The sequence below is a fragment of the Microbacterium sp. 4NA327F11 genome (genome assembly GCF_005503465.1).
In the GTDB taxonomy this organism is placed as follows: Bacteria; Actinomycetota; Actinomycetes; order Actinomycetales; family Microbacteriaceae; genus Microbacterium; species Microbacterium ginsengisoli.
Genome location: NZ_SCOB01000026.1, coordinates 1 through 18,081 on the forward strand (window position 1 = coordinate 1; position 18,081 = coordinate 18,081).

At 70.3% G+C, this 18,081-nt stretch carries 17 protein-coding genes; 5 read left to right on the forward strand and 12 right to left on the reverse strand.

The window, feature by feature from the left end; genetic code table 11:
* The 6 genes from FFS51_RS13015 to FFS51_RS13040 all read right to left on the reverse strand — a co-directional run.
* Positions 1–1,500: rhamnulokinase (locus tag FFS51_RS13015; protein WP_137878596.1), on the reverse strand; the 1,500-nt coding region annotated here is incomplete at its 3' end.
* A gap of 17 nt (positions 1,501–1,517) precedes the next feature.
* Entirely contained in the window at positions 1,518–2,285 is a 768-nt protein-coding gene (locus tag FFS51_RS13020; RefSeq protein ID WP_056207842.1) for an SDR family oxidoreductase, read from the reverse strand.
* Between the two features lie 109 nt (positions 2,286–2,394).
* The gene (locus tag FFS51_RS13025; RefSeq protein WP_056519280.1) at positions 2,395–3,378 is read right to left on the reverse strand and encodes an ABC transporter substrate-binding protein; all 984 of its coding nucleotides are present in this window, start codon (positions 3,376–3,378) and stop codon (positions 2,395–2,397) included.
* Positions 3,379–3,437: 59 nt separating this feature from the next.
* On the reverse strand, positions 3,438–4,520 hold the full coding sequence (locus tag FFS51_RS13030) for an ABC transporter permease (protein WP_137878597.1): 1,083 nt from the start codon (positions 4,518–4,520) through the stop codon (positions 3,438–3,440).
* Complete coding sequence (locus FFS51_RS13035; protein WP_137878598.1) at positions 4,517–5,344, reverse strand: ATP-binding cassette domain-containing protein; 828 nt, start codon at positions 5,342–5,344, stop codon at positions 4,517–4,519. The genes FFS51_RS13030 and FFS51_RS13035 overlap by 4 nt, the downstream gene beginning before the upstream one ends.
* The gene (locus FFS51_RS13040; protein WP_249352727.1) at positions 5,341–6,042 is read right to left on the reverse strand and encodes a nucleoside/nucleotide kinase family protein; all 702 of its coding nucleotides are present in this window, start codon (positions 6,040–6,042) and stop codon (positions 5,341–5,343) included. The genes FFS51_RS13035 and FFS51_RS13040 overlap by 4 nt, the downstream gene beginning before the upstream one ends.
* A 254-nt stretch (positions 6,043–6,296) precedes the next feature.
* On the opposite strand from FFS51_RS13040, the gene FFS51_RS13045 reads away from it, so the two are divergent.
* Entirely contained in the window at positions 6,297–7,025 is a 729-nt protein-coding gene (locus tag FFS51_RS13045; protein WP_137878599.1) for an SDR family oxidoreductase, read from the forward strand.
* Positions 7,026–7,064: 39 nt separating this feature from the next.
* On the opposite strand, the gene FFS51_RS13050 is transcribed toward FFS51_RS13045, so the two are convergent.
* The 3 genes from FFS51_RS13050 to FFS51_RS13060 all read right to left on the reverse strand — a co-directional run bounded on the left by FFS51_RS13050 (position 7,065) and on the right by FFS51_RS13060 (position 10,570).
* Positions 7,065–8,444, reverse strand: coding sequence for an MFS transporter (locus FFS51_RS13050; RefSeq protein WP_249352728.1), 1,380 nt, complete (start codon positions 8,442–8,444; stop codon positions 7,065–7,067).
* Positions 8,441–8,887 carry a MarR family winged helix-turn-helix transcriptional regulator gene (locus FFS51_RS13055; RefSeq protein ID WP_249352729.1) on the reverse strand — a complete coding sequence of 149 codons (447 nt, stop codon included), beginning with the start codon at positions 8,885–8,887 and terminating at the stop codon, positions 8,441–8,443. The genes FFS51_RS13050 and FFS51_RS13055 overlap by 4 nt, the downstream gene beginning before the upstream one ends.
* Before the next feature lie 96 nt (positions 8,888–8,983).
* Entirely contained in the window at positions 8,984–10,570 is a 1,587-nt protein-coding gene (locus FFS51_RS13060; protein WP_045246468.1) for a DHA2 family efflux MFS transporter permease subunit, read from the reverse strand.
* An 83-nt stretch (positions 10,571–10,653) separates the two neighbouring features.
* Here FFS51_RS13060 and FFS51_RS13065 point away from each other — a divergent pair, with 83 nt between their 5' ends.
* From FFS51_RS13065 to FFS51_RS13080, 4 genes are all read left to right on the forward strand, one after another.
* Positions 10,654–11,502, forward strand: coding sequence for an alpha/beta fold hydrolase (locus FFS51_RS13065; RefSeq protein ID WP_137878600.1), 849 nt, complete (start codon positions 10,654–10,656; stop codon positions 11,500–11,502).
* Positions 11,503–11,597: 95 nt separating this feature from the next.
* Positions 11,598–12,647 (forward strand): lipoate-protein ligase LplAB, encoded by a 1,050-nt coding sequence (gene lplAB / locus FFS51_RS13070; protein ID WP_137878601.1) that lies wholly within the window; start codon positions 11,598–11,600, stop codon positions 12,645–12,647.
* Positions 12,626–13,504, forward strand: coding sequence for a DNA-methyltransferase (locus FFS51_RS13075; RefSeq protein ID WP_137878602.1), 879 nt, complete (start codon positions 12,626–12,628; stop codon positions 13,502–13,504). The genes lplAB and FFS51_RS13075 overlap by 22 nt, the downstream gene beginning before the upstream one ends.
* Before the next feature lie 26 nt (positions 13,505–13,530).
* Positions 13,531–14,520: an LLM class F420-dependent oxidoreductase gene (locus tag FFS51_RS13080; protein WP_045246478.1), complete on the forward strand. Its 990-nt coding sequence runs from the start codon at positions 13,531–13,533 to the stop codon at positions 14,518–14,520.
* A gap of 56 nt (positions 14,521–14,576) precedes the next feature.
* Here FFS51_RS13080 and FFS51_RS13085 read toward each other — a convergent pair whose 3' ends face one another.
* From FFS51_RS13085 to pgm, 3 genes are all read right to left on the reverse strand, one after another.
* Positions 14,577–15,356: an alpha/beta fold hydrolase gene (locus FFS51_RS13085; RefSeq protein WP_171006196.1), complete on the reverse strand. Its 780-nt coding sequence runs from the start codon at positions 15,354–15,356 to the stop codon at positions 14,577–14,579.
* Positions 15,353–16,339 carry a UDP-glucose 4-epimerase GalE gene (gene galE / locus FFS51_RS13090; protein ID WP_137878604.1) on the reverse strand — a complete coding sequence of 329 codons (987 nt, stop codon included), beginning with the start codon at positions 16,337–16,339 and terminating at the stop codon, positions 15,353–15,355. The genes FFS51_RS13085 and galE overlap by 4 nt, the downstream gene beginning before the upstream one ends.
* Before the next feature lie 70 nt (positions 16,340–16,409).
* Entirely contained in the window at positions 16,410–18,050 is a 1,641-nt protein-coding gene (pgm, locus tag FFS51_RS13095) for a phosphoglucomutase (alpha-D-glucose-1,6-bisphosphate-dependent) (RefSeq protein WP_137878605.1), read from the reverse strand.
* Between the last annotated feature and the right edge of the window lie 31 nt (positions 18,051–18,081).

Sequence of the window (18,081 nt, forward strand, 5' to 3'; positions counted from 1 at the left end):
CGGCAGGGGGATGGGGCGGGGGGCGTCGGTCCGCGGCGTGTAGCGCCGGAACGGCGGCTCGCCGTCGTCGGCGACCAGGTGACGGGCCGCGGCGAGATCCGGAAGGCGGCCGGCGGCGACGGCGAGCTGGAACAGCAGACCCCGCACGGATGCCTCGGCGGGTCCCGCGATCACGGGTAGCCCGGTGCGCTGCGCGGTGAGCGCGCACAGCAGGTCGTTGCGGGAGCCGCCGCCGACGATGCGCACGTCGGTCACCGCGCTCCCGGTGAGGTCCTCGAGCTGGTCGAGGGTTCTCGCGTACGCGAGGGCGAGGCTCTCGAGGATGGCACGCACCAGATCCGAGCGGGTGGCCGGCAGCAGCGCCCCCGACGCCGCGCACGCGGACTCGAGCCGCCCCACGAGATCGTCGGGGGCCTGCAGCGTTGGGTCGGCCGGGTCGAACGTGCCCCCGTACGTGGACGCCGCGGCATCCCGGAGAAGCTCGTGCAGATCGACCGGATGCCGGCCGTCCTTGGCGTCGAGCTCGGCCCATTCCCGCATCGTCTGCTGCAGCAGCCACATGCCGCTGATGTTCTTCACGAGGAGCGTCTCGCCGTGTGCACCGATCTCCTGCGTGAACCCGGCCACGCGGGCCGCGTCGACGAGCAGCGGGGCGGCGACGGCCAATCCGGTGACCGCCCAGCTCCCCGCGGACACAACCGCCGTCGTCGGGGCGCTGACCGCGTCGACGACGGCGGAGAACGCCGCCGCCGTGTCGTGGGCGGTCACCCACCACACCGGCACCGGATCAGCCGCGCCGATCAGCGCGCTCACTTCGGGGAGGGTCGCGCCGGCGGGCGTCCCGGCGGTCGTCAGCGGGGGAAATGCGGCAGGGAGGTCGGCACCGAGCGCCGCCGACCAGTCGTCGGTCGCCCGATCGACGAGCGCGGTCGACGAGGCGAGCGACGTCTCGGCGCCGACCGCACCGGTCAGCAGGTGCACGACGGTGTCCGCGATCAGCAGGATGCGGTCATCGGCCGTCCCGATGCCGGCGGCGGCATCCTGCCGCAACTGATGCACCGTGTTGATCGCCTGGTCGAGCACGCCCGTCACGGCGTAGTCGGCGGAGCCGTCCCGCGACGCCGCGGTACGCGCGGCGAGCGCGGCATCCGCGTCTCGGTGATGTCTGACGAACGGACGCAACGTCCCGTCGGTGGTCAGGCGCGCGTAGTCGACGCCCCACGAGTCGACACCGATCCCTTCGACCGCGGCGCCCGCCCGGCGGGCTGCGATCACGCCGGCACGCAGCCCCGACACGACACCGCCCCAGAGGGTGGGGATGTCCCATCCCCACCCGTCCGCCGACCGCACCGGAACGTTCGCGAACCGTCCGGCCTCGCGGATCGTCCACGCGGGACCGCCGCGATCCGAGGCGGCGAGGTCGAGCAACCCGAGCATCACACGGCCGCTCGAGGACCCGAGGTCGACGGCGAGGAACGCGACCGGTGCACCAGCAGACATCTCACGTCCGCGATCAGTCAGATGGCGGTGTAGCCGCCGTCGATCACCAGCGTCTGACCGGTGAGGTACGACGAGGCGTCTGACGCGAGAAGGAGCACGAGTCCGTCGAGATCGGCGGGCTCACCCATGCGTCCGGCCGGAATGCGGGCGACCCAGTCGGCCGCGAGCTCCGGGTTCGCCTCGGTGAACTGGCGCGTCATGTCGGAGAGGAAATAGCCCGGCGCGATCGCGTTCACCCGGATGGCCGGCGCCCACTCGACGGCGAGGGAGGTCGCCAGGTGGGCGACAGCGGCCTTCGACGCGTTGTACGACGCCTGGTTCTGCGGCACGTTGACGATGAACCCCGACATCGACGACACGAGGATCGCGGACCCGGAACGGCCCTCGGCGATGAGCGGACGCGCGAAGCTCTGCGTGCTGTAGAAGGTGCCGCTCAGGTTGATGTCGATCACCCGCGCCCACGCCGACGGCTCGACCTCGGCGGCGTCGCCCCAGATGGTGATGCCGGCGGCGGTGATCAGGATGTCGGCGGTGCCGAGGGCGCCGCGGACGGCGGCGAATGCCGCATCGACGGATGCCGCGTCGGTGACGTCGACCGTCGCCCACGCCGTCGGCACACCGGTCTCCTCGGCGAGGCGTGCGGCGGATGCCTCGACCTCCGGGAGCAGATCGAGGAGTGCGACGCTCGCGCCCTGACGGGCGAGGGCGGAGGCGAGGGAATAGCCGAGGCCGCGTGCGCCGCCGGTGACGACGGCGACCCGGCCGGCGAGGTCAGGGAAGTTCATGAGGGCTCCAACGTGAAGAGGGGATGGCAGAGCAGAAAGGAGGCAGGGTCGACCGACGGTGGCCGGGAGACGAGCTCCCGGCCACCGCGGGCGGGTGGTGGTGTGGTGGTTAGCCGCAGGAGGACTGGTAGACGGCGTCTTTGGCGGTGGTGTCGACGTTGTCCTTGGTGATGACGGTGAAGCCGGTCTGGATCTTGGCTTGCACGGTCTGGCCGTTGAGGGCGGCGAGGGCCTGGGCGACGGCGTCCTTTCCGATGGTGCCGGGTTCCTGGGCGACGAGGGCTTGGACGGTGCCGTCCTTGAGGGCCTTGACCTGGGCGGGTCCGGCGTCGAAGCCGACGACGGTCACGCCGGTCTTGCCGGCCTGCTTGATGCCGGTCGCGGTGCCTTCGGCGGCGAACAGGTTCGCGGCGAAGATGCCGACGATGTCGGGGTCCTTCTGGAGGGCTGCGGTGACGATCTCCGCGGCGGTGGCGGGCTCGTTGTGGGAGTACTGGATGCCGAGGGAGGTGAACTTCGAGTCCTTCGCGACGGCGTCTTCGAAGCCGGCGGCGCGGTCGTCGCTGGTGGAGATGCCGGGGTCGATGGACACGACGAGGACCTTGCCGCCGTCGGGGTGGGCGGCCTTGATCGCGTCGAACGCGGCCGCGCCGCCGCCCTTGTTGTCGGAGGAGATCTGGGACACGGCCATGGACGGGTCCTGCAGGGTGGTGTCGACGAGGACGACCTTGATGCCGGCGGCGGCGGCCGCGGCGATGGGGGCCTGCATCGCGGTCACGTCGGTCGGGGCGATCAGCAGCGCGTCGGGCTTGGAGGCCACGACCGCGTCGACGATCGGCTTCTGCAGGGTGGGGTCGAACTTCTCCGGTCCCTGGGTGGTGACCGTCGCGCCGGCGGCTTTCGCGGCGGACTGGATGCCGCACTGCATCGAGATGTAGAACTCGTCACCGGCCACGCCCTGCACGAACGCGATCTTCGGTCCCGTTCCGCCCGACGCGGACGAACCGCCCGATCCCGACGAACAAGCCGACAAGGCGAACATCGCGGACGCGCCCACAGCGACGACCGCCAGAGCCTTCGTATTCCACTTCATTGTGACTACCGTTTCTCTTGGTGAATTGATGGGTTGATTCATCAGGTCGTCGCGGGCCGTCACCCGCGGCGACCCCCACTGACGAACTTTCGCCAGAGGCCTTGGGAGTTGCCGCGCATGGCGGCGGAGCGACGCACCTGGTCGACGTAGACCGCGGTAATCAGCACGGCGCCGACGGCGACCTGCTGCCAGAACGGCTGCACACCGGTGATCACGAATCCGTTCTGCAGCACCGCGGGGATGAACAGACCGATCACGGTGCCGAAGATCGTGCCGACGCCGCCGAACAGCGACGTGCCGCCGATGACGACCGCGGCGATCACGTTGAGGTTCGTCTGCGACTGACCGGCGATCGCCGTGGTCGAGAACTGCGCGAGCGAGAGGACGCCGGCGACACCGGCCAGCGCGCCCGAGAGCGTGTAGACGGCGATGAGATGGCGGTCGACCTTCACGCCGACGCGACGCGCCGCGATCTCGCTGGATCCCACCGCGTAGGTGTGGAGCCCGAAGCGCGTGAAATGCAGCACGATCCCGCCGATGACGACGATGACGAGGGCGATCACGGAGATCATCGGGACCGTGCCGAACACGTTGCCGTAGCCGATCGAGGTGGTGAGCACGAGCGGCACCTCGCGGATGTCGACACCGCCCGTGAGGATCTGGGCGAATCCGAGTCCCATGCCGAGGGAGCCGAGCGTGACGATGAGGGGCGGGATCTTGCCCTTGGCGATGAGGAAGCCGTTGAACAGGCCCCAGACGATGCCGGAGGCGATCGAGACGAGGATGCCGATCGTGGCGACACCCCAGCCGTCGCCGCCGATCGCGCGCATCGTCATCGCGGAGACGACGCCGGAGAAGACGAGCACCGATCCGACGGAGAGGTCGATACCGGAGGTGATGATGATGAACGTCATCCCGACACCGAGCACGGCGAGGATCGACGCGTTCTGGATCACCAGGCGGAAGTTCGACCACTGCGCGAAGGTGTCGGGCGCGATCACGCTGAACACGACGATGATGACGGCGAGCACCAGCAGGATCTGGAACGACTGGGCCCTCAGGAGTCCTCGGATGGCGCCCGACTTCGGCTCGGCGATGGTGCCGATCGCGACGGTCTCGGTCGGCGGCTTGGTGGCGTTCATCGGGTCGTCTCCTCGGCTGCGGGGTGACCGTCGGTCGCCGATGCCGGCCGCGCCGCGCTCTCACGCGTGACGGCGCCGGTCATGAGTCCGACGAGTTCTTCCATGGATGTGTCTTTCGCGGGGATGTTCGCGACGCGGGTGCCCAGACGCAGGACCTGGATACGGTCGGAGACCTCGATCACGTGGGGCATGGAGTGGGAGATGAACACGACCGCGATGCCCTTGTCCCGCACCCGCCGGATCGTTTCGAGGACGTTCTGCGTCTGCCGCACCCCGAGAGCCGCGGTCGGCTCGTCCAGGAACACGACCCGCGACGCCCAGTGCACCGCACGGGCGATCGCGACGGCCTGCCGCTGACCACCGCTCATCTCCCCGACCGGCGACGTCAACGCCCGCACCGTCGCACCCAGCTCGTCGAACGCGACCCGGGACGCCCGCGCCATCTCCTTCGTCTTCATGAACCCGAGCGCCCCCGCAAGACCCGCCCGGCGGATCTCCCGACCCAGATACATGTTCTGCACCGGGTCCAGATGCGGCGCCAACGCGAGGTCCTGGTAGACCGTCTCGATCCCCAACGCCGACACCGCCGACGGCGTCGACATGTCGACCTCTTTCCCGTCGAACAGGATCGTCCCCGAGTCCACCGCCAGGTTCCCCGACAACGCCTTCACCAACGTCGACTTCCCCGCACCGTTGTCCCCGATCAACGCGGTCACCTCCCCCGGGAACACCTCGAAATCGACCTCGTTCAACGCCCGCACATGACCAAACTGACGAGACAACCCCCGCGCCTCCAACACCGGCGTCCTGGTTTCGATGGTCATCGGATGTCTCCTTCGGTCGGGGTGGCGTCGGCGGATGCCGTGTCGGCCACGCGGATGATGAGGTCGGCGCGGTCTCGCGCGGACTCGACGAGCTGGGCGTTGGGCTCATCGACCGAACCGACCCAGTCGACGGCTTCGTCGTGGGGGTTCCCGTGCGATTCGCGACGGGCGACGAGGCGTCGCCGACGGATCGAGGGCTCGACCTCGAGGAACCAGGCCTCGTCGAGGAGCGGGGCGACCCGCTCCCAGCCGTGGCCGTCGTGGAGGAGGTAGTTCCCCTCGGTGATGATCAGAGGGACGTCAGCGGGCACGCGCAGCGCGGATCCGATCGACTCCTCGAGGTCGCGGTCGAACACGGGTGCATAGATCGGGGTGCCGGACTGATCGCGCAACCGTGCGAGCAGGGCGATGTAGCCGTCGACGTCGAATGTGTCAGGGGCGCCCTTGCGGTCACGGCGGCCGAGCCGTCTCAGCTCGGCGTTCGCCAGATGGAAGCCGTCCATGCCGACGATGACGGCCTGCGCGCCGAGGGCGTCCTGCAGCTGCGTGCACACGGTGGACTTGCCCGCACCGGGCGTTCCGGTGATTCCGAGCACGCGGCGGGCACCGGTCGATGCGAGCGCACGGGCGCGGTCGATGAGCTCGCCGACGTCGTGCGACACCGTCAGGGACGGTGGTGCGGCCGGGGGAGGGGTCACGTCGGACGGTTCCTTTTCGAGGCGACGTCAGCGTCGTTCGCTGCGTCGATGAAGCGGTTCGGAGGGGGCGTTCCCGAAGGAGCTTCCAGCACCGTAAGCTGGGCATGTCACCGGTGTCAAGCTTGATTCGATAACAACAATGACACCGGCGACACGACCGTCCTCCGCGGCGCATCCTGTGTGTCGCCACTGACGATCTGCCCCACGCGGTCGCGGCCGCAGCATCCCTTCAATGACGAACAGAGAGCACCTCCATGAACGATTTCCCAGGTCGAACCATCCTCGTCACCGGTGCCGGCGGCGGCATCGGCGGCGCCATCGTCCGCCAGCTCGTGGCCGCCGGTGCACACGTGCTCGCTGCCGGCCGCACCGCGGACACCCTCGAGGCGATCGTCGCCGAGACCGGGGCTGAGCCGGTCGTGTTCGACCTCGAGTCCGAGGCCGAGATCCGCGCGGCGATCGAGGGTCGCGACATCTACGGCGTCGTGAACTGCGGCGGCTGGGGCGGCGAGATCGCGACCCCGATGGACACCGACATCGACGTCTTCGACAAGGTCATGAGCATCAACGCGCGCGGGTCGCTCCTGGTGACCAAGTACGCCTCGCGGGAGATGATCCGCGTCGGTGTCGGCGGTGCCATCGTCAACGTCTCGAGCCAGGCGAGCCTCGTCGCGCTGACCGGCCACATCTCCTACGGCTCATCCAAGGCCGCGCTCGACAACATCACGCGGGTCTCGGCGCTCGAGCTCGGCGGCTACGGCATCCGGGTGAACAGCGTGAACCCGACGGTCGTGATGACGCCGATGTCTGCCTGGTACTGGGGCCGTCCCGAGATCGAGGGTCCGTTCCTCGCGGCGATGCCGCTGCACAAGTGGGCGACGGAAGAGGACATCGCCGCGCCCGTCGTGTTCCTGCTGAGCGACGGTGCCGCGATGATCTCGGGCGTCTCGCTGCCGATCGACGGCGGCTACTCGAGCCGCTGACGTCGGCGACGCGTCCGCAGTGTGCGGCGCTGACCTGTCTCAGACCCCGCGCGGCACGGTGCGGTCGTGTCCGCTTCGGCGGCGGGGCGAGGCATCCGCGGGCAGTTCGATCGGCGTGGTGCCGGCGATCTCATCGCTGAACACCTCGGGAGTCGGCGCCGGCAGGCGCAGCGGACGGGTCTCGTCGATCGTCAGGAGGAACCGCCGCGTCTCGCTGCGGTGAAGGCGACCGGATGCCGCCAGCCAGCCGGCCCCGATGGCGCACGCGACCAGGCCCGCGATCGCGCCGACCTGGATGGCCGTGCGGGGCCCGAAGGTCGTCGCAACCCAGCCGGCGATCGGTGCGCCGATCGGCGTCGCTCCCATGATGACCGCCATGTACAGCGCGAGCACGCGTCCGCGCAGCGCCGGCGCCGTCGTCGTCTGCACGTAGCCGTTGGCGGTGGCGAGCATCGTGACGGTGCAGAGCCCCACGAACACGAGGGTCGCGGCGTAGAGCACGTAGACGGGCATCAGCGAGGAGACGAGCGAGATCACGCCGAACCCGCCGGTCGCGATGATGACCACCCGCATGCGTGCGCGTTCACGGCGGGCGGCGAGCAGCGCCCCCGCCAGGGAGCCGATCGCGAGCACCGAGCTCAGCAGCCCGTAGCCGTCGGCCTGCTTGCCGAACTCCAGCGCCATGGTCGACGCGAAGATCGGGAAGTTCATGCCGAATGCGGCCACCAGGAACACCATGATGAACGTGACGATGAGGTCGGGGCGGCCCGCGACGTAGCGGAAGCCGTCGGCGAGGCGTGCGGCTCCCGGCTCGCGCACGCGCGGCACGAGCTCGCCGGGGCGCATCAGCGAGAGGGCGAGGAGCATGGCGACGAAGGTGGCTGCGTTGATGAGGAACATCCAGCCGGTGCCGACCATCACGATGAGGATGCCGCCGACGCCCGGGCCGATCAGGCGGGCCATGTTGAACGACGCCGAGTTGAGTGCGACCGCGTTCGATGCGTTCTCGCGTGCGACGACGTCGGAGACGAATGCCTGGCGTGCCGGGGCGTCGAACGCGTTCACGACGCCGAGCGCGAGGGCGAACACCCACATGAGCGGCAGGGTCAGGACGTGCGTGAGCAGCAGCACGCCGACCGTCACCGCGAGCATCGCCAGCAGGGTCTGGGTGACGTAGAGCAGGCGGCGTCGGTCGAAACGATCGGCGACCCAGCCGGTGACGCCGACCAGCAGCAGCGGGGGGCCGAACTGCAGCGCCATGGTGATGCCCATGGCCGTCGCGTCGTGGTTCGTCAGCTGCGTGAGCACGACCCAGTCCTGTGCGGTGGACTGCATCCACGCGCCGATGTTGGAGATGAGGGCGCCGCTGAACCACAGTCGGTAGTTGTAGACCGAGAGCGACCGGAACATGGCGCTCATCGCTCTGCCACCCGTCGCATGAGGGCGGCGGCGCGGGCGAGCACCTCGCGCTCGTCCTCGTCGAGGTCGGCGAGTACCGATTCGAGCCAGGCGTCGCGGCGGCGCACGGTCTCCTCCACGACCTCGCGACCCGCGCGGGTGAGCTCGATGTTCACCTTGCGGCGGTCGTCGTCGTCGGTGGTGCGGGTGAGGTAACCGGCCTCCTCGAGGCCGTTGACGGTGCGGTTCATCGACGGTGCGGTGACGCGTTCGCGGTCGGCGAGCTCACCGAGGGTGTGCAGCCCGTGCATCTTGAGTGCCGCGAGCACCGCGAACTGCCCGTCGCTCATGGTGTCGACGGCGCGCTGCGCGCGCAGGCGTCGGGCGAGCCGGAACGTGGCCATCCGCAGATCGGATGCCGCGGCCGACAGCTCGGGGGCGGGGGCATCCTCGGGGCTGGTCATCGTGATCGTTAGCCTAACAAATTAGCCATGCTAAGTAAATCTCAACGGCGCATCGCGCCTCCGCGCCCGGAACGCGGTCACGCGGCAGGGCGTCGGTCAGCCCACGGCGGTCTCCGGGTCGCGGCGGCGTCCGAGCGCGATCGTCGCGAGCAGGCCGATCGCGAGGAACCCGGCCGCCGAGAAGGCGGAGAGGCGGGTGCCCTCGGAGAGAGCCGCCTTCGCATCGTCGGCGATCGCCGCCGTCTGCGGGTTCTCGGCGAGTCCCGCGATCGCCCCGCCGGCGGAGTCGACGACGGCGCTCACGATCTGGTCGCGCTGCGCCGATGGCACACCGGCGTCGTCGAGCTTCGCGCCGAGGATGCCCGCCGTCGAGGTGAACAGCACCGTGCCGAGGATCGCGATGCCGAGCGCGGAGCCCACCTGGCGCGAGGTCGACTGCGTGCCCGACCCCTGCCCGGACAGTTCGACCGGCACATCCTGCAGCACCACGCCGGTCAGCTGCGCGGTGGCGAGCCCGACGCCCATGCCGTAGACGAACAGCGCCGGCAGCAACCAGCCCCACGCGGCATCCGGTGCGACGACCCAGCCGACCGCGGCGATGCCGATGATCTCGAGCCCGATGCCGATGCGCACGATCGTCACGGGCGACACGCGACCGCTCGTCGCGCCGGCGAACCCGCTCGCCACGAACGAGCCGACGGCGAGGGCGAGCAGCACGAGACCTGTCTGCAGGGCGTCGAAGCCGAGCACGAACTGCAGCCACAGGGGGAGGGAGAGGATGATGCCGAACTCGCCGAGGGAGACGACCATCGCGGCGACGTTGCCGTTGCGGAACGACGAGATGCGGAACAGCGACAGCTCGAGCAGAGTGCCGTGCCCCTGCCGTGAGCGCCGGACCTCCCAGACGAGGAACGCGAGGAGCGCGAGCGCCGCGAGGGCGAAGGCGAAGGGGATGGGCGAGACGCCCCACGTCCACGTGACGCCGCCGATCCGCAGCTGCTGGTCGGTCGTCCACCAGCCGTAGGTGCGGCCCTCGATGAGCCCGAACACGAGGGCGCCGAACAGCACGACCGACAGGGCCGCACCGACGATGTCGAGGCCGCCGGTGCGGGTCTCGCGCGATTCGGCGATCGTGAGCAGCACACCGATGACGATCACGACAGCGAACGGGATGTTGATGCCGAACGCCCAGCGCCACGAGAAGTCGGTGGTCAGCCAGCCGCCGAGGAGGGGTCCGACGGCGGCCATGCCGCCGATGGTCGAACCCCAGACCGCGAACGCGATCCCGCGCTCGCGGCCGCGGAAGGTGGCGTTCAGCAGCGAGAGCGTCGACGGCAGCATCATCGCGCCGCCGACCCCCTGCACGAGTCGCGCGGCGATGAGCGCGTCGCCCGAAGGGCTGAGGGCGGCGACGAGAGAGGAGAGGGCGAAGATCACGACGCCGATGAGCAGCATCCTCCGGCGACCGAAGCGATCGGCGAGGCTGCCGAACATCAGCAGCAGCGACGCGAACACGAGGGTGTAGGCCTCCTGCACCCACTGCACCTGGGTCGACGTGATGCCGAGCTCGTCGACGATCGAGGGGATCGCCACGTTCACGATCGTGGAGTCGACGATGATGAGCGCGACGGCGAGGCTGATGAAGACGAGTCCGAACCAGCGGCGGCGGGCGAGATCGGCCATTTAGCTCTCTTTTCTAGCGAACTTCAGTCATGCGAAGACTACGCCTGTCGCTGGCCGCCCACACCCGTCTCTAGACTCGGCACATGCCCGCGTTCGTCGATGCACACGGCGTCACCGTCGTCTACGACCACCACCCCGCCGTCACCACCCCGCGCGCCGTCGTGCAGCTGCTGCATGGCGTCGGCGAGCACGCCGGCCGGTACGGCGCCCTCATCGAGGCGCTGACCGCCGACGGCTACATCGTCTACGCCGACGACCACCGCGGCCACGGCCGTACCGGACTGCAGCAGTGGGGCGATCACGCCAAGCTCGGCCACCTCGGCGCCGGCGGCCACCCCGCTGCGGTCGCCGCCGTGTGGCAGCTCACCGGCATCATCCGGCGCGAGAACCCCGACCTGCCGCTCGTGCTGCTCGGGCACTCGTGGGGCTCGTTCCTCGCGCAGATCCTCGTCAACGAGCACCCCGACGCGTACGACGCGCTCGTGCTCTCCGGGTCGGCGCTGCGCCTGCCCGGCACCCTCAACGCCGGCGACCTCAACGCGCCGTGGAAGGCGTCGACCGCCAACGGCACGGAGTGGCTCTCGAGCGACCCGGCTGTCGGCCAGGCGTTCCTCGACGACCCGCTCACCGTCTCGGTGCCACTGCTGCGCCTGTTCCGTGTGATTGACGCCGCACGGCTGTTCGGGCGTCCGCGCAAGAACCTCGGTCGCGACATCCCGACCCTTCTCCTGGTGGGCAAGGAGGACACCGTCGGCGGACCCCGCAGCGTGCACAAGCTCGCCGACGCCTATCGCAGCCGGTCGGGCTTCACCGACGTGACCACGCTCGTCTACCCCGGCGGTCGTCACGAGATCTTCAACGAGGTCATGCAGCAGGACGTCCGCGGTGACCTGCTCGCCTGGCTCGACCGGCGCTTCGCGGCCCGCGACTGACGCAGGGCACCTGACATCGGCGCCCGGGGCCGATCGCCGAGCCGCGGGCGCGACCGGCGGGCCGCGGCATCCGTCGTCGTTCTAGGCTGAGAGCCGTGCACGGTGAGTACAAGGTCCCGGGGGGCAAGCTGGTCGTCGTCGACCTCGACGTCGAACATGGCCGCATCGCGAACGCCCACGTCGCGGGCGACTTCTTCCTCGAGCCCGACGATGCGCTCGCCTCGATCGACGCCGCGCTGAACGGCCTCCCCGAAGAGACGGATGCCGCGGCCATCGCGCAGGCGGTGCGATCGGCCCTTCCCGAGGGAGCCCAGCTGCTCGGCTTCACGCCCGAGTCGATCGGCACCGTCGTGCGCCGGGCGCTCGTGCGGGCTCCGGGCTGGAAGGACTTCGACTGGGAGGTGGTGCACGACGGACCGGTGTCGCCGCGCATGAACCTCGCGCTCGACGAGGTGCTCACGACCCGCGTCGGCGATGGGCGCCGCGCTCCCACCCTGCGCCTGTGGGAGTGGGACGAGTCGGCCGTCGTGATCGGCTCGTTCCAGTCGCTGCGAAACGAGGTCGATCCGGCGGGCGCCGCGCGTCACGGCTTCGATGTCGTGCGCCGCATCTCGGGCGGCGGCGCGATGCTCATGGGCGCGAACTCGATCGTGACGTACTCGCTCTACGTGCCGGCGACGCTCGTGGCGGGCATGACGTTCGCCGACTCCTACGCGTTCCTCGACGACTGGGTGCTTATGGCGCTGCGCTCACTCGGCATCGACGCGGTCTACCAGCCCCTCAACGACATCACCGGCCCGCACGGGAAGATCGGCGGCGCCGCGCAGAAGCGGCTCGCGAACGGCAGCGTGCTGCATCACGCGACCCTCAGCTACGACATGGACGGCCAGGTGATGACCGAGGTGCTGCGCATCGGCCGGGAGAAGCTGAGCGACAAGGGCACGGTCTCCGCGGCCAAGCGCGTCGACCCGCTGCGGAGCCAGACGGGGCTGTCGCGCGAGGAGATCATCGACCGCTTCATCGACACCTTCACAAACCTCTACGGCGCCCACGCCGGACATATCACCGAAGAGGAATACGCCGAGGCCGAGGCGCTCGTCGCGTCGAAGTTCGCGACGGACGCATGGCTGCACCGGGTGCCGTGACCGGCGACGTCGTCATCCATCAGGGCGACAACCTCGAGGTCGCACGCTCATTGCCGGCCGGCGCCTTCACCGTCGTCTACCTCGACCCGCCGTTCAACACCGGGCGCGAACGCACCCGTGCCGTCGAGACGGTGACGTGGGCGCGCGACGCCGAGGGTGAGACGGATGCCGCGACCCGCCGCGGCTTCCACGGTCGCGACTATGAGCGGCTCCGCGGCGACCTGCGCACCTACGACGACAGGTTCGACGACTACTGGGGGTTCCTCGAGCCGCGGCTCGTCGAGGCGTGGCGACTGCTCGCCGACGACGGCACGCTGTACCTCCACCTCGACTACCGCGAGGTGCACTACGCGAAGGTGCTGCTCGACGCCCTCGTCGGTCGCGAACACTTCCTCAACGAGATCGTCTGGGCCTACGACTACGGCGGCAAGACGCGCCGCCGCTGGCCGCCGAAGCACGACACGATCCTCGTCTACGTGAAGGATCCCGCCCGGTACTGGTTCGACGCCGACGCGGTCGACCGTGAGCCCTACATGGCGCCCGGGCTCGTCACCCCCGAGAAGGCCGCGCGCGGCAAGCTCCCGACGGACGTCTGGTGGCACACGATCGTGCCGACGACCGGGCGGGAGAAGACCGGGTATCCCACGCAGAAGCCCGAGGGGGTGCTGCGGCGGATCGTCGCGGCATCCAGCCGGCCGGGCGACACCGTTCTCGACCTCTTCGCCGGCAGCGGAACGACCGGGGCGGTGGCAGCGGCCCTCGGCCGCCACGCGGTGCTCGTCGACGACAACCCCGAGGCGATCGCGGTGATGAGGGCGCGGATGCCCCGGGCCCGCCTCGCGACCGACGTGCCATGAGCGGCGCCCGGCCCTAACCTGGTTCGGTGCGTTTCGGAATCTTCATCCCCCAAGGCTGGCGTCACGACCTCGTCGACATCGATCCCGCGGACCATTGGCGGGTGATGGCCTCGCTCGCGCAGCGCGCGGACGAGGGCACCGCCTGGGAGTCCATCTGGGTCTACGACCACTTCCACACCGTTCCGGTGCCGAGCGAGGAGGCCACCCACGAGGCGTGGACGCTGATGTCGGCGTTCGCGGCCTCGACCGGCCGCATCCGTCTCGGCCAGATGTGCACGTGCACCGGCTACCGCAATCCGGCCTACCTCGCGAAGGTCGCCGCGACGGTCGATGTGATCTCGGGCGGGCGTCTCGAGATGGGCATCGGCGCCGGCTGGTACGAGCACGAATGGCGCGCATACGGCTACGGATTCCCGGATGCCCCGCAGCGACTGCGTCAGCTCGGCGAGGGCGTGGAGATCATGACGCGTGCGTGGCGGGACGGCGAGGTCACGTTCTCGGGTCGCGAGTACCAGGTCGACGGCGCGATCGTGCGCCCGCTTCCGCTGCAGCAGGGCGGCATCCCGTTGTGGGTCGCCGGCGGCGGCGAGAAGGTCACGCTGAAGATCGCCGCGAAGCACGCGCAGTACACGAACTTCAGCTCCGATCCCGAGACATTCGTGCGCAAGCGCGACATCCTGCATTCTCACTGCGCGGCGATCGGGCGCGACCCGCGCGAGATCACGCTGAGCGCCAACTTCTCGACCGTCGTCGCGGCGACCGATGCGGAGGTCGCCGACCGACTCGACGCGATCGAGGCGCGGCTCGCGCCCTACCTCGGTGACGCGATCGGCGGCTACATGGCCGAATACCGCTCGGGCGCGGCGCTCGTGGGTACGCCCGCGATGATCGTCGAGCGGCTGCGCGCGCTGCAGGCCGAGGGACTTGCGTACGCGATCCACTACTTCCCCGAGCACGCCTACGACCGCACCGGTGTCGACCTGTTCGAGCGCGAGGTCGTGCCGGCCCTGCGCTGACGCGGCGGCGCCGGGCACGGCCTGCCGGCGCCGTGCGGGCGGCGCCCGGTCGGCGCTCAGCCGCGCACGAAGTCGACGATCGCCGTGAGGGCGGCCTCGGTGTCGAGCTGCGGGGCGTGACGGGCGCCGGGCACCTCGACCAGGGTGGCGCCGGGAACGGATGCCGCCACGCGCCGCCCGTTCTCGGGAGGCGTGATGCGGTCGTCGGCGCCGTGCACGACGAGCGTGGGCGCCGTGATGCGCGCGAGCTCATCCCACGCGTCGTGCGTCGACGACGCCTGGAAGTGGCCCCGGCGCACCGGGATCGCCGCGTCGCGGCGGGTGAACAGCGAGATCGCGTGTGGATTGTCGGCGATGTAGGCGTCGGAGAAGAAATAGGGCGCGAGCACATCGCCGGTGCCGTTCGCGAGCGCGGAGGTGGCGGCATCCTCTCGGCGCATCCCCCGCGCATCGCCGCCCGTCGTCGACACCAGCACGAGCCGGTCGACGAGCTCCGGGCGGTCGATGGCGAGCCACTGCGCGACCCGGCCCCCCATCGAGTGCCCGATCACCGCCGCGGGCGCGATGTCGAGTGCCTCGATCACGGTGGCCGCATCGCGGGCGAGCGACCGCGTCGACCATTCGGTCGCCTCGCCCACCGTGCTCCCGCCGATCCCGCGGTGGTCGTAGACAGTGACTCGCCCGACAGCGGTGAGTGCGGGCAGCACCGGATCCCACGACGTCACGCTCACCCCTTGGCCGGCGATCAGCAGCAGTTCGCGCGTCCCGGCGCCGGTCTGACGCCAGGCGAGGTCGGCGCCGTCGGCGGTGGTGACGACACCGGCGCGGTCGCTCACGCGGTCGCGGTCGCCGCGCGGCGGGCGTCCCAGCCCGAGCGCACCATCTCATCGACGGTGTAGCGCATGCGCCAGTCGAGGTCGCGTGCGGCCAGGTCTCCGGTCGCGACGATGCGATCGGGGTCGCCGCTGCGCCGCGGCCCGATCTCAGGGGCGAAGTCGACGCCCGTCACGCGGGCCACGGCGGTCATGATCTCCTTGACCGACAGGCCGTTCTGGGAGCCGAGGTTGTAGGCCGGCTCGACCGGTTCTCCGGCGGCCAGCCGTCGCGCGGCGACGACATGGGCTGAGGCGATGTCCGCGACGTGCACATAGTCGCGCACGTTCGTGCCGTCCGGGGTGTCGTAGTCGTCACCGTTGATGCGGGGCACCTCGCCGGCGATCAGCTTCTCGAAGACGATCGGGAACAGGTTGTGGGGGCTCACGTCGTACACGCTCGGGTCGCCCGATCCGACGACGTTGAAGTAGCGCAGAGAGGTGTGCCGCAGCGGATGCTCCGTCCCGGCCGTCGCGATCCCCTGGTCACGGATCAGCCACTCGCCGATCAGCTTCGACTCGCCGTAGGGCGACGCGGGGCGTTTGGGCAGGTCCTCGGTGACGAGCGGAACGTCGGGGGTGCCGTAGACGGCGGCGCTCGACGAGAACACGAGGTTGGTGACGTTCGCCGCCGCCATCGCGGCGAGCACGACACGCGTGCCGTCGACGTTCTGCTCGTACGTGTGCAGGGGACGCTGCACGGAGACGCCCGCGTACTTGTAGCCGGCGACGTGGATGACCCCCGTCACGTCATGATCCCGCAACGCGCTCTCGACCAGCTCGCGGTCGAGGATCGAGCCCCGCACGAACGCGACGCCGTCGGGCACGAAGGAGGCGACGCCGCTCGACAGGTCGTCGAGCACGACGGGGGTCAGCCCGTCGGTGGCGAGGGCGCGGACGATGTGGGCACCGATGTATCCGGCACCGCCGGTGACAAGCCAGCTCATGCGTCCATCCTGGCAGGCGCGCCCGATGCTCGCGTCCGCGCCGGTGCTGCGCTCAGACGGATGCCGCGGCTCAGCCGCCGAGCGCGGCCGTGACGACCTCGCGCGCCTGCTCCTGCACCTCGCGCAGGTGCGCCTCTCCGCGCAGCGACTCGGCGTAGAGCTTGTAGACGTCCTCCGTGCCCGACGGGCGCGCCGCGAACCAGGCGTGCTCGGTGACGACCTTCAGCCCGCCGATCGCCGCACCGTTGCCGGGCGCGTGCGACAGCTTGGCCACGATCTCCTCGCCGGCGAGGGTGGTCGCGGTGACCGCCTCGGGGGAGAGCTTCGCGAGCGCCGCCTTCTGGGACGGGGTGGCCGCGGCATCCACGCGCTGGTAGACCGACGACCCGTAGGTCTCCTCGAGCTCGGCGTAGCGCTGCGACGGGGTCTTCCCGGTGACCGCGAGGATCTCGGCGGCGAGCAGACACAGCAGGATGCCGTCCTTGTCGGTCGTCCAGACGCTGCCGTCCATGCGCAGGAACGACGCGCCCGCCGACTCCTCGCCGCCGAACGCGACCGACCCGTCGAGCAGGCCCGGCACGAACCACTTGAACCCGACCGGAACCTCGTACAGGTCGCGGCCGAGCGCCTCGACCACCCGGTCGATGATCATCGACGAGACGAGCGTCTTGCCGACGGCCGCGGCATCCGACCAGCCGGGACGGTGCGAGAACAGGTAGTCGATCGCGACCGCCAGGTAGTGGTTCGGGTTCATGAGGCCCGCATCGGGGGTGACGATGCCGTGGCGGTCGGCGTCGGCGTCGTTGCCGGTGAGCAGGTCGTACTCGTCGCGGCGGGCGACGAGCGAGGCCATCGCCGAGGGGGAGGAGGGGTCCATCCGGATCTTCTCGTCCCAGTCGAGGGTCATGAACCTCCAGGTGGGGTCGACCTCGGGGTTCACGACGGTGAGGTCGATCCCGTAGTGCTCGGCGATCAGCGCCCAGTAGTCGACCGAGGCCCCGCCCAGCGGGTCGGCGCCGATGCGGACGCCGGCCTTCTTGATGGCGGCGATGTCGATGATCGAGTCGAGGTCGCGCACGTACGCCTCACGGAAGTCGTACTCGCCGAGCGCGTCGCCGTCGATGTCGGAGTAGCGCGTGCGGCGCACGCCCTCGAGCCCGTCGGCGATGAGGGCGTTCGCGCGGTCGGCGATCCATCCGGTCGCGTCGGTGTCGGCGGGACCGCCGTGGGGCGGGTTGTACTTGAAGCCGCCGTCGCGGGGCGGGTTGTGGCTCGGGGTGACGACGATGCCGTCCGCTCGACCCGGGTCGGAATCCTCGCGGCCCCGGTTGTAGGTGAGGATGGCGTGGCTGAGTGCCGGGGTCGGCACCCACGAGTCGCGGGAGTCGACGCGCACGTCGACGCCGTTCGCGACCAGCACTTCGACGGCGGTGCGCTCGGCGGGAAGGCTCAGGCCGTGGGTGTCGCGCCCGAGGAAGAGGGGCCCGGCGATGCCCTGCGCGGCGCGGTAGTCGACGATCGCCTGGGTGGTCGCGAGGATGTGGGTCTCGGTGAAGCTCGTCGACAGGCTCGAGCCGCGGTGCCCGCTGGTGCCGAAGGCGACCCGCTGCTCCGGCACGGTCGGGTCGGGGATGCGGTCGTAGTAGGCGGAGATCAGTTCATCGACGTCGATCAGATCGGATGCTTCGGCGGGCTGTCCAGCGCGGCTCATGCGCACAGTCTGACACCCGCGCGCATGTTCT

What these genes read in the sequence shown, in the direction of transcription:
- FFS51_RS13025 (WP_056519280.1), bottom strand. Translation starts at nt 3,378, where the DNA reads ATGAAGTGGAATACGAAGGCTCTGGCGGTCGTCGCTGTGGGCGCGTCC.
- FFS51_RS13050 (WP_249352728.1), bottom strand. Translation starts at nt 8,444, where the DNA reads ATGAGCGCCATGTTCCGGTCGCTCTCGGTCTACAACTACCGACTGTGG.
- FFS51_RS13065 (WP_137878600.1), top strand. Translation starts at nt 10,654, where the DNA reads ATGCCCGCGTTCGTCGATGCACACGGCGTCACCGTCGTCTACGACCAC.
- FFS51_RS13075 (WP_137878602.1), top strand. Translation starts at nt 12,626, where the DNA reads ATGGCTGCACCGGGTGCCGTGACCGGCGACGTCGTCATCCATCAGGGC.
- FFS51_RS13030 (WP_137878597.1), bottom strand. Translation starts at nt 4,520, where the DNA reads ATGAACGCCACCAAGCCGCCGACCGAGACCGTCGCGATCGGCACCATC.
- FFS51_RS13035 (WP_137878598.1), bottom strand. Translation starts at nt 5,344, where the DNA reads ATGACCATCGAAACCAGGACGCCGGTGTTGGAGGCGCGGGGGTTGTCT.
- galE (WP_137878604.1), bottom strand. Translation starts at nt 16,339, where the DNA reads ATGAGCTGGCTTGTCACCGGCGGTGCCGGATACATCGGTGCCCACATC.
- FFS51_RS13055 (WP_249352729.1), bottom strand. Translation starts at nt 8,887, where the DNA reads ATGACCAGCCCCGAGGATGCCCCCGCCCCCGAGCTGTCGGCCGCGGCA.
- pgm (WP_137878605.1), bottom strand. Translation starts at nt 18,050, where the DNA reads ATGAGCCGCGCTGGACAGCCCGCCGAAGCATCCGATCTGATCGACGTC.
- FFS51_RS13045 (WP_137878599.1), top strand. Translation starts at nt 6,297, where the DNA reads ATGAACGATTTCCCAGGTCGAACCATCCTCGTCACCGGTGCCGGCGGC.
- FFS51_RS13060 (WP_045246468.1), bottom strand. Translation starts at nt 10,570, where the DNA reads ATGGCCGATCTCGCCCGCCGCCGCTGGTTCGGACTCGTCTTCATCAGC.
- FFS51_RS13020 (WP_056207842.1), bottom strand. Translation starts at nt 2,285, where the DNA reads ATGAACTTCCCTGACCTCGCCGGCCGGGTCGCCGTCGTCACCGGCGGC.